The sequence below is a fragment of the Vibrio sp. Isolate34 genome (assembly GCF_022397915.1).
Taxonomy (GTDB): domain Bacteria; phylum Pseudomonadota; class Gammaproteobacteria; order Enterobacterales; family Vibrionaceae; genus Vibrio.
This window is the reverse complement of sequence record NZ_JAKEUO010000012.1, coordinates 163,350-172,079: the sequence shown is the minus strand read 5'-3', so window position 1 is coordinate 172,079 and position 8,730 is coordinate 163,350. Positions and strand designations below refer to the sequence as shown.

The 8,730-nt window shown below is 39.9% G+C and carries 5 protein-coding genes and 2 pseudogenes; all 7 read left to right on the top strand.

Annotated features, from left to right (window positions below; genetic code table 11):
• Positions 1-169: 169 nt before the first annotated feature.
• The 7 genes and pseudogenes from L1D22_RS14385 to L1D22_RS14355 all read left to right on the top strand — a co-directional run bounded on the left by L1D22_RS14385 (position 170) and on the right by L1D22_RS14355 (position 8,729).
• On the top strand, positions 170-616 hold the full coding sequence (locus L1D22_RS14385; protein ID WP_239830286.1) for a helix-turn-helix domain-containing protein: 447 nt from the start codon (positions 170-172) through the stop codon (positions 614-616).
• 10 nt (positions 617-626) lie between these two features.
• Positions 627-962, top strand: a pseudogene (locus L1D22_RS14380) (transposase); the annotation flags it as partial.
• A gap of 63 nt (positions 963-1,025) precedes the next feature.
• A pseudogene (locus L1D22_RS14375) lies at positions 1,026-1,814 on the top strand (integrase core domain-containing protein); the annotation flags it as partial.
• A 244-nt stretch (positions 1,815-2,058) separates the two neighbouring features.
• Positions 2,059-5,556: a transporter substrate-binding domain-containing protein gene (locus L1D22_RS14370; protein WP_239830285.1), complete on the top strand. Its 3,498-nt coding sequence runs from the start codon at positions 2,059-2,061 to the stop codon at positions 5,554-5,556.
• Positions 5,510-6,733, top strand: a complete 1,224-nt coding sequence (locus L1D22_RS14365) for an EAL domain-containing response regulator (protein WP_239830284.1) — start codon at positions 5,510-5,512, stop codon at positions 6,731-6,733. Before L1D22_RS14370 ends, L1D22_RS14365 begins: the two co-directional genes overlap by 47 nt.
• On the top strand, positions 6,726-7,325 hold the full coding sequence (locus L1D22_RS14360) for a response regulator transcription factor (protein ID WP_239830283.1): 600 nt from the start codon (positions 6,726-6,728) through the stop codon (positions 7,323-7,325). Before L1D22_RS14365 ends, L1D22_RS14360 begins: the two co-directional genes overlap by 8 nt.
• Positions 7,326-8,729, top strand: coding sequence for a GGDEF domain-containing protein (locus L1D22_RS14355; protein ID WP_239830282.1), 1,404 nt, complete (start codon positions 7,326-7,328; stop codon positions 8,727-8,729).
• Position 8,730 lies beyond the last annotated feature (1 nt).

Genomic DNA, 8,730 nt, shown 5'->3' with positions numbered 1-8,730 from the left:
CTCATAACGTATTGACGTTTACAGAGAGTCACTTCGTGTGTTTATCAACAAGTAACAATCCCCCCCAAAAAAAAGGTTCATCGCGGATTAGCGGGAACTAAAAACAAAAACGGTAGTAAGTGATATGGTTTAGTCGCCAAACAAAAATCATACACAAACTACCGTTTTCATGCCGAATCATACTTTCCTATCGTCATTCTGGGAAGGCTTTAAAATAGTAAAGTCTCACCAGACAGCATCACTTATTACACTAACTCTTAAACCGAACTCTGAGGCTAAATGCTTTTGCGGTCTTGAAGCCGAGGCTATCCATGAGTATCAATGGCGTCATGTGAAAGAGGCCATGTTGCTCGGTGTTCCTGTCGAACTTTCCGTTCAAACTCGAAGGATTAAGTGTCGTGACTGCGGCATAAAAACAGAGTCTCTATCTTGGTTGGAGCCTTATGCTCGTATAACGAAGCGCCTAAAAAGCTATATAGAACAACTACTGCCTCTTCTTCCCATTAAGCATATCTCCCAGTTAACGGGCGTTCATTGGCACACCATTAAAGAGATAGATAAACGTCGACTTCGCCAAGTTGTACCGTCAGTGAAATGGGAAGGGCTAAGGCCGTAGCCGCAAGGACATACGACCGTTCTTCGAGCAGTTAGGCAAGTATGGCAACAATATCGAAGCGGTCGCGATGGACATGAATACGGCTTTTGACCTTGAAGTTCAAGCGCACTGCCCGAACGCAAAAATCGTTTACGACTTATTCCACGTTGTTGCTAAGTTCGGTCGTGAGGTGATGGATAGAGTCAGAGTCGACCAAGCTAACAAACTCAAGCAGGATAAAAAAGCGAGGCAATGGGTGAAACGCTCACGCTGGGTACTGCTGAAAAACAGAGGTAATTTAAATGCACGACAAGATAGCTATCTTACTGAAATATTGAATATCAATAAGGACTTAATGACCACTTATATACTCGGCTCACAACTCAAAGAGCTTTGGTATTGTGAATCAGAAGCACATGCTAAGGGGCTCTTACCGCCAAGCCAGCTAGCGCCAACACTGCTGGATAAAGGTCAGTATATTGCATCTGAAGCCAGCTTTTATCGTGTGTTAAAAGCGGCAGGACAACTTAACCGTAGAGGCCGTCAACGTAGCCGTAAAAAATCATCGAAACCAACAAGCTACACAGCAACAGGTCCAAATCAGGTATTTACCTGGTATATAACGTGTCTACCTTCAGGTGTTCGTGGACAACATTATTACCTTTATCTCATTGAAGACATCAACAGTCGAAAAATCGTCAGGTATGACGTCTATACCGAGAGTGCGGAGAGATGGCATCTCAGCTGCTTCAGCGCACGCTGATGTGGGAGCAATGCTTCAATCAAGCGTTGGTGCTGCACTCAGATAATGGTACGCCAATGAAATCGTTAACGTTCAAGGCAAGAATGGAGGAGCTTGACATTACATCACCTTACAGTCGTCCTCGTGTGAGCGATGATAATCCGTATGTTGAGTCACTGTTCCGAACGCTGAAATATGTCCCAAGCTGGCCATCAAAAGGGTTCGAAAGCCTCAAACGAAGCCGTTCTTGGGTGGAAAGCTTTGTAATCTGGTACAACACCAAGCATAAACATAGTCGCCTGAATTACGTGACACGTTCAGAGCGACATAGTGGAAAAAGATGCTGAGATTTTAAGAAAAAGAGTAAAGGTGTTGATGGCTCATCGCCAAGCAAAACCAGAGCGTTGGTCAGGTAAAATACGCAACTGCGAACCAATCGGAGAAGTTCACCTGAACCCAGAAAAAGAAGCTGCTTGATAATTAGTCAAGTAGTGACAACTAGCTTGAAAAACGCCGAAAGCTGTAGTTCTTAATGTATAAACTTGAGGTTTTAGTGGTGTAGCAGTTGTAGGGAGAGGATGGTTCGATTGTAGGAAATGCCCTACATAAATCATTTAAGCTGTTATTAATCAGTATCTTAAGTTTAATGTTTGATTGTGACCAAATTGACTTGTTTTAGCTAGGCGGTAATCTAACTTTCTTAGTTAAGTTTGGTCTTTTTATGCGTTCGTTAATTCTTTTAGCATCCCTCATTGTTGTCTCTTTTTCATCTTATTCTCAAGCAGAAAATCTGTCTCTTAGTGCTCAAGAACGTGGGTTTATTGCAGAGCACCGAGTTATAACTGTTGGGTTGCTTTCACATGAACGGGCGCCATACGCTACAAGTTATGAGTCGGGTACTTCTTTTGGAATTAACAATGACTACATGCAGAACATTGCTCAAATATTAGGTTTTGAGCTTGAGTATCAGCCTTACCCGTCTGTAGATTCTTTGTTGGACGCAGTTGAAACAGGCAGTGTAGATATTGCTTTAGGAGTTAGATATACAGATGAGAGGAGCAATGTATTCCTATTCTCAGAACCTTTTTACAATGGTAGCGCAGCAACCTGGTACCGTAACAAAAAAGCGCAATTTATCTCTCCTAAACTGCTGAGTTGGAGCTGTGTCGAAGGCTCTGTTTATTGTGGGATTCTTGAAGAGAAAAAAATCCCCAACATTTTCTCTGTCCAACATTTTGACCAAGCCATCGCATTAGTGAATAGCGGAGTAGTAGATGCTATTGCTGGCAATTTCGTATCTATCAATTCTTATCTTAATGACCATGATGTTATTCGAGGTGCGGTTAAAATACCTGATTGGTTAGAGACAGATGCGCTTCATGCCATTGGCAATCAAAATCAAACACAGCTTCTTGCACTGATAGATAGAGTGCTTCAAAAAGAAAGAAAAGGTTTAAATCAACCTTCTATTCGCTCATTAAATCCATACCACTTGAGTGAGCAATTAGCTCGCGCGTATAAGCAAGCTCGAAAGAGTGACGCTGATATTGAATATTCAATGCAGTTTGACCTGTACCCGCTGTCTTTTAAAAACTCCAAAAATGAAGTAGATGGTTACTTCCATGACTTTATGGAGTTATTACAAGCACGATCAGGTTTACAGTTTTCGCTTAAACAATCAGATCATTACACCACATGGCAGATGCTAGAAAGAGGAGATATTGACGTCGCTCCTGTGGTGCAAGGTATTGGTATTGATAACGAAAAATACATTACCTCCGAGCCTTTCTTTACCCAAGTTTATTGGCCTGTGATCAAGAACCCTGGGATCATCGCTCGGATATTTGAGCCCACAAAGAGGGATCAAAAAGCTGGGGTATTAACTAACTCAAGCTCTAAAAAGTTTTCATATATAAAAATGGTTGTGAAGGGGGAGGTCGTTCCATATGACGATGTACAAGATCTTCTGGAAGATTTAGCCAATAACAAGATTGAAATTGCCTACATACCACAGGACATGACTCAGTCATTAGTTATACAAGACAAAAGCGATGAATTCTTGCTCGACCCTGATTATGCGATTGAGCTTGACCTCGTTTTTGCCATGAAGAAGAACAACTTGTTATTACAAGCGTTAATCAACAGCGTACTCAATACTATTGATAACAATGAAGTGGAAAAATTAAAGCATGGGTATCGCCAGTTTAAGGTCGTGAATGGGTTTGATAAGCATGATGTCTACATCATTGCTGGTGGTCTTTCGTCGTTTATTTTTTTCATGGGTACGCTGATCTATTTTGCAATCACCAACTTGAAATTAAAAATGCGCGTGACGCAACAACTTGCAGAATCGGCTGAATCAAAAAAGGAGTGGTTGAAAAGCATCGTAGAAGAGTTGCCAAGTACGATTTTTATTCAAGATGAACAGAATGAAATTGCTCACACTAACTGTAAATCATACCTAGCTAATGAATGTTCAGGCTGCTCGTTACTGTCTCAAAAAAATAATGACAATCATGCAGTGTGCACTTCTCAGAAAGTCATAGAAAGTAGTGCACCAGTAACCGATAGCTGCCAAGCCAAGAATTGTTTAATCGGTATCGAACAGTTTGAAAGAACAAGGAAAAAACTGAGCTCACCAGCCAGTGGTAAAGGTTACGTGCTTTCAATACTTAATGATGTAACAGAGCAAAAGCAGTATGAAGAGCAATTGATTGAGGCTACAAAAGCCTCAGAGCTTGCAACCAAAATGCGTGAGCAATTTCTCGCGACAATGAGCCATGAATTAAGAACCCCGATAGCAGCTTTAAGCAGTTCGTTGGAAATGATTGAACGTCATAACCAAGATGCGGGAATCGCGCTTATCACCCCATTAGCTCAACAATCCTGTGTGCACTTGAACCGATTGGTCGATGAGATTTTGGACTTCTCAAAGCTTAACGCCAATGAGCTTTCCATTGAGCCGACAGAACTGGATTTCTTACAACTAGTGAATGAAACGACTAAGCCATTTGAATCTCGTGCATTAGAAAAGGACCTACAATTTGCTGTCGATATTACCCAGAACGGTTCAGGTATCATCATGATTGATGGCGTCAGGTTCACGCAAATCGTCAATAATTTACTCTCCAATGCGATTAAGTTTACTCAGGTTGGAAGCATTAATGTACACAGTTATATTTCCAATAACACACTGTATTTCATGGTAAAAGATACTGGGATAGGTATGTCTACATCCCAACTCAATGATGCATTTAAGCCATTCACACAAGCCGATAATTCAATTGAACGCAGTTATGGAGGAACCGGCTTGGGTTTAAGTATTGTCGATCAACTCGTAAAAAATATGGGAGGAAAAATCATGGTCGAAAGTGCGCTTAACCAAGGCACTTCCATTGAGGTGACATTACCTATTACGGTAGTAACTAAGAGCCAGTCAAATAAAAACCTGAGCGTTAAACAAGATGCTGCAACCATAGCTCAGCAAGAGTTTGCAGCACTGAATTTACAGGTTTTGGTTGCAGAAGATAACGCAATTAATCGTCATTTGATGCAGATGCAGCTGAAAGATATGGGTATCAGCCCTGTGGTTTGCGTTAATGGGCAAGAAGCATACGCTCTATTGACTCAGCCTGAAAATAGCTTTGACGCACTGATTACAGATTGCCATATGCCAATACTTAACGGTTATGAGTTGGCATTTATTATCCGATCAAATGAGAAGTTAGCGGATCTCTTCGTTATAGGTTGTACGGCTGAAGATCCTAGGTTGACCGAAAAGAAAAATGGACAAAATTCATTCGATATTCTTCTCCATAAACCTTATGGGATTGAAGATCTTTACCAGCCTTTAAGCCTTGTTCAAAAGACAAAAGATCAAAAAGCCAAAGATCAAAAAACGAATGAATTACCACTGGAGGTCCGATGGCTGGACTCGTTCCCCAAGCATGAAGCGCTCACCATCGCTAATATTTTTAAGACCTCAATGGAAGAAGATCTTGAGGCGTTAACCCTTGCTGAATCAGAGAAAAAGATACGCTCAATCGCTCATCGAATTAAAGGTGGCTGTTTCGCCGTCGGCATTGAAGAATTAGGAAAGCGTGCTGGTGAATTAGAAATAACGAGCTCTTCAGAGGTCAATTCTCTTAGGGAGGATCTAAAGAACCAAATGAATGTTGAAATTATTAGAGTTAAAGCGTGGTGTAAAAACAATGGATAACATAAATATACTCATAGTCGATGATCAGCCATTGCAACTTCATGTTCTGGAGTGGCTTTTGCGTGATATAGGCATGACTGATGTAGACAGTTGCTTATCAGGCAAAGAAGCGATTCGGCAGGGTAAAGTTAATCAATACGACTTGATATTTGTTGACCTTAATATGCCGGATATTGATGGCGTCGAGCTACTTGTTGAATTGAATAAAATCGGATATGCCGGCGGGATAGTTATTTTAAGTGCGGTTGATGCTTCAGTTTTAAATACTGTTGGCTATCTTTGCCATAAGCTGAAATTTGGGTTTGTTCAAGAGTTAAGCAAGCCTTGCCAAACCAATGATTTGAACAAACTACTTAGTGACTTTGTTTACAGTCGACCAAAGCAAGGGGCTATTGCAGAGCTGTATTCGCCTAGCCAATTAGAACTGCAAGAGGCAATCGGGAAAGGGCAGCTGATTAATCACTATCAACCTCAATTTGATTTCAATAGCAGCAAACTTGTCGGTGTCGAAGCTTTAGTTCGCTGGAATCATCCAGAAAAGGGCTTAATTCCACCTCATGTTTTCCTTTCGCAAATAGAAAAGTTTGGCATGGATAAAGAACTGTTTGATGCCGTACTATCTAATGCGCTCACGGATATTTCATTAGGTCATATTACTTGTTCGGTATCCATCAACGTTGGGCAAGCCAGTATAGACCGTAGCCTTTTCTCCGATCATTTACTCGACTCTTGTCAGCAATTCAATGTCGATCCTGCAAGTTTAGTCATTGAGCTGACTGAAACCGATGCCTATAACGACAGTATTAACATACTCAAAAACTTAGCTAGGTTGCGGTTAAATAGAGTAGGGGTGTCTATTGATGATTTTGGCACTGGCTATTCATCACTTATTAAACTGGCACACTTACCTTTTACTGAGATGAAGATTGATAGAGGTTTCGTCACTGATTGTATTAATGATGAAACGAAAAAGACCATTATTGAAGCCACCGCTAACCTAGCAAAAAAGCTGAATATTCAAACAGTAGCTGAAGGTATAGAAGACCAAAACACTTGGAATCTTATTCACCAGTTTGGTGTAGATATCTGCCAAGGGTACTTCACGGGTAAGCCAGTACCAGTGGAACAAATAAAACCTTTATGTGCAGGCTTAAGGAAGGAGTACTGTGATGCTTAGGGGATTAGTGAACTGCTTGGTGGTGGATGATCATCCTTTAGTATGTGTGGCCATTGAGACACTATTAAAAAATATTGATTATATTCAATCAGTAACCAGTGTCCATAATGGCAACACTGCCCATAAAATAATAAAAAACAGGCCTATTAATTTGCTAATTTTGGATGTGAATTTAGGTGATTCCGACGGTTTCGACTTCTTGAGAAGAGCGAAAGCCCATGGTTATACAGGTAAAGTGTTGTTTATCTCATCAAGCGATAATTCTATACACACCAATACTGCATTTAAAATGGGAGCCGATGGTTATTTATGTAAGTCGGAAAACTTTCACTTAATCGCTGATGCCATTGATAGTATTGTAAAAGGCTATTCTATTTTCAAATTTAGAAATAATAACCAGAATGTTAGCACGACGGAACTTTCGAAAAGAGAAACAGTTGTTTTCAATTACTTAGTACAAGGAAAGTCAAATAAGTATATAGCAGATGTATTGTCATTAAGTGCTAAAACAGTCAGTACCTATAAACGTAGAATTTTAGATAAATATAAAGTTACTAATATTATAGAGATAATCAAAGCGAGTGAATGCTAAATGAGATTTTTATTGAAAAGGTTGTGGGATAACCTAATTTATTCTTTTTTAATTTCACTGTTCATTTCAACGTTTGTCACTTTTTATGCGGTGAATGATTTTGTTGAAAAGGAATCAGTGAAATTTCAATCTATCAAAAACAACTTCATTGGTAACAAATCAATCATTATATTGTTAGGAATGCTGACGGAAGAAGCAATAAACCACTCGAATACCGAACAAAAACCAAGCAAAATAGCCATGAATGGCTTTTCTGGTATCTATCGATATGGTACTGACTCTGAATTGTCAGAGCAAGAAGGGATCGTTTATGAAACCATGACTCGGGTAATTAGTCTTATGCCGCAAAGTATAGAAACTAATGTAACAATACTTTATCGCTCCTTTAAAAGCAGAAAACTCTTTTCTACAACAGATTTCAATAATTTAGTTCTGGGAGATAAAGCTTTCTCGCCCGAAAGGTGCGAAGTCTCAGGCACCTGCACTGTCAATGCCACTAAGAATCAACTCATTGACCGCGTGGTTGTCTCGCCGATTTATCAAAGTTTGTTCTCAAACCGTCTCACGCTAAGTATCACAACTCCGGTGTATTATTCTGGAGAAATCATTGGTGAGTACTTGGTTAATATGTATTTAGACGATATCCCCATTTTAAAAGGTAAAGAGATCAGTACTGAGAAAAGAGGGCTCTATAAAACAACAATCACTGAAGAACTGGATTACCCATTATCTGGCTTTTCATATGTACTAGAATTCATGACAGATAATCGCTCGCTATTAATCTACAAAATACCCTTCATAAAGCTAGTCATAGATACGCTTTGGATAAATGGCATTATTTTTTGTTTTGTCTTCACTTTGCTCTGGAAAATGAATCAACTGGATGTAAAGAAAGAAAAGTTAAAAAATGCAGAAAGAGTGGCTACCAGCGATGAGTTAACAGGCTTGTATAACCGAGCAATATTCAAGGATGATTCGTTTAAACTAGTGGTCGATAAATATGATTTATCCATCATTGCGATTGATGGAAATAAAATCAAAGCAATTAACGATACTTATGGTCATGCTGTAGGTGATGAAGCGATTAAACATATCGCAGCGTGTATGAAGCGTATTTTTAGAGAAAGTGACTACCTTATTCGAACTGGTGGAGATGAGTTTTTAGCTCTGTTACCTAACTGCAATATGGCTGTCGCCGTTATTCTTGCTGAAAAACTTAATGACGCGGTTTCTTCTTCGCGAGTAGCTTTTAGCCATATTAAAGTCAGCGTTAGCGCAGGCATTGTGGAGCAGCATATTGGTGAAACATTAGAGTCGGCAATTGGCCGAGCAGATTCTGAGCTTTATAAGGAAAAAAGCAGTTACAAGGGGAAAAGAGAGCAATGCACCTATGGAGAAGAATAGT

Excerpts from the sequence above, each read along its gene's own strand:
- L1D22_RS14385 (WP_239830286.1), top strand. The coding sequence starts at position 170 with ATGCCGAATCATACTTTCCTATCGTCATTCTGGGAAGGCTTTAAAATA.
- L1D22_RS14370 (WP_239830285.1), top strand. The coding sequence starts at position 2,059 with ATGCGTTCGTTAATTCTTTTAGCATCCCTCATTGTTGTCTCTTTTTCA.
- L1D22_RS14365 (WP_239830284.1), top strand. The coding sequence starts at position 5,510 with ATGTTGAAATTATTAGAGTTAAAGCGTGGTGTAAAAACAATGGATAAC.
- L1D22_RS14360 (WP_239830283.1), top strand. The coding sequence starts at position 6,726 with ATGCTTAGGGGATTAGTGAACTGCTTGGTGGTGGATGATCATCCTTTA.
- L1D22_RS14355 (WP_239830282.1), top strand. The coding sequence starts at position 7,326 with ATGAGATTTTTATTGAAAAGGTTGTGGGATAACCTAATTTATTCTTTT.